Raw genomic sequence first — 1,492 nt, forward strand, 5'->3', positions numbered from 1 at the left:
GCTGTTTTCCGATGTGTTGACCCGCACTGTGGGTTGACCCGCACGCTGTGCACTGGGGGGGGGCCCGGGACGTCTCGTCTCGGGCCCGCCGTCTCGCTACCGAAAGGACGTTCGCGGTGCCCAAGGTCAGTGAGGACCACCTCGCCGCTCGTCGGAGCCAGATCCTCGACGGCGCCCGGCGGTGCTTCGCCGAATACGGCTACGAGGGCGCGACCGTGCGCCGCCTCGAAGAGGTCACCGGACTCTCGCGGGGTGCGATCTTCCACCACTTCAAGGACAAGGACGGACTCTTCCTGGCCCTAGCGCAGGAGGATGCCCGCCGAATGGCCGACGTCGCGGCCGAACAGGGCCTCGTCCAGGTGATGCGTGACATGCTCGCGCAGCCCGAGCAGTTCGACTGGCTCGGTACCCGCCTCGAGATCGCCCGCCGACTGCGCACCGATCCCGAGTTCGCCCGGAAATGGACGCAACACAGTGCGGAACTGACCGAGGCGACGGTCAGCCGGCTCGAACGGCAGAAGTCGGCAGGCCGGCTTCGCGACGACCTCCCGACCGACGTCCTGCTCGGCTACCTCGACCTGGTCCTCGACGGACTGGTGGCCCGGATCGCGTCGGGTCACGGCGGCGAGAACCTCTCCGCCGTACTCGATCTCGTGGAGGAGTCGGTGCGGCGCAAGGAGTGACGCTGTCGGCGCGCGCGGGAGACGTCAGCTGCGCCGGCGCCGATTCGGGCCACCGCGACCGCGAAGTACGACGCCCGATTCGGTGAGCAGGGTCCGCACGAATCCGTAGGACCGACCGGTCGACTCCGCCAGGGTGCGGATACTCGCGCCGCTCAAGTAGCGGTCCCGCAACTCGGTCTGCATGACGTCGCGCTCGCCGCCGGTGACACGGGTGCCCTTTCGTACAGACCTGAGCTCAGCCATCGACGACCTCCAAACAGGAGTGTGACGCACACCACATTCAGCGATGTGTTCAGGCTAGTACAAGCGCGCACACTCTCCCGACACGCGCATGCGACACCGGACTACTCCAACCCGAATGCGCAGGTCATTACGGGTGAAGGATTCCCTGCACTGGAATTCCTGTCGGTGGTCCGCGCTAAAATTCGAACATGCATTCGATAGACGGCAATCGGGGAGTCGGGCAGGCGACGGACCACCTGGCCGACCTCGACACCGCCGTCGACGGACTGCTCGACGACGAATTGTCCGGGTTGTCGGACATGGAGGTCGTGCGCGCATTGCAGCAGATGGAGACGTCGCTGCGTAAGGCCGCGGCGGTCGGGCATCGGTTGATCGTCGAGTCGGTCGAACGCGCCCTGCCCGGCAAGTTCGACACCAAGTCGATCAACGACTTCCTGATCCAGACGCTGCGGCTATCGCCCGGGGACGCCTCGGGTCGAGTGATGGCGGCACGAAAGGTCGGCACCTGGCACACCCTCGGCGGCGAGGAACGACCCGCGGATCTGCCCTCGACCGCGGCCGCTCAG

The 1,492-nt window shown here is 66.8% G+C and carries 3 protein-coding genes; 2 read left to right on the forward strand and 1 reads right to left on the reverse strand.

Features of this window, described 5'->3' with window-relative positions; translation table 11 throughout:
- The first annotated feature begins 116 nt into the window (after positions 1–116).
- The gene (locus ACFXGJ_RS24405; RefSeq protein WP_378625855.1) at positions 117–683 is read left to right on the forward strand and encodes a TetR/AcrR family transcriptional regulator; all 567 of its coding nucleotides are present in this window, start codon (positions 117–119) and stop codon (positions 681–683) included.
- A 24-nt stretch (positions 684–707) separates the two neighbouring features.
- On the opposite strand, the gene ACFXGJ_RS24410 is transcribed toward ACFXGJ_RS24405, so the two are convergent.
- Entirely contained in the window at positions 708–926 is a 219-nt protein-coding gene (locus ACFXGJ_RS24410) for a helix-turn-helix domain-containing protein (RefSeq protein WP_378625856.1), read from the reverse strand.
- A gap of 188 nt (positions 927–1,114) precedes the next feature.
- Between ACFXGJ_RS24410 and ACFXGJ_RS24415 the strand changes: the two genes are divergently transcribed.
- A partial coding sequence (locus ACFXGJ_RS24415) for a DUF222 domain-containing protein (RefSeq protein ID WP_378625857.1) occupies positions 1,115–1,492 on the forward strand: 378 nt, incomplete at its 3' end.

The sequence above is a fragment of the Rhodococcus sp. NPDC059234 genome, from assembly GCF_042754225.1.
Lineage (GTDB): Bacteria > Actinomycetota > Actinomycetes > Mycobacteriales > Mycobacteriaceae > Rhodococcus_G.

Excerpts from the sequence above, each read along its gene's own strand:
- ACFXGJ_RS24410 (WP_378625856.1), bottom strand. The coding sequence starts at position 926 with ATGGCTGAGCTCAGGTCTGTACGAAAGGGCACCCGTGTCACCGGCGGC.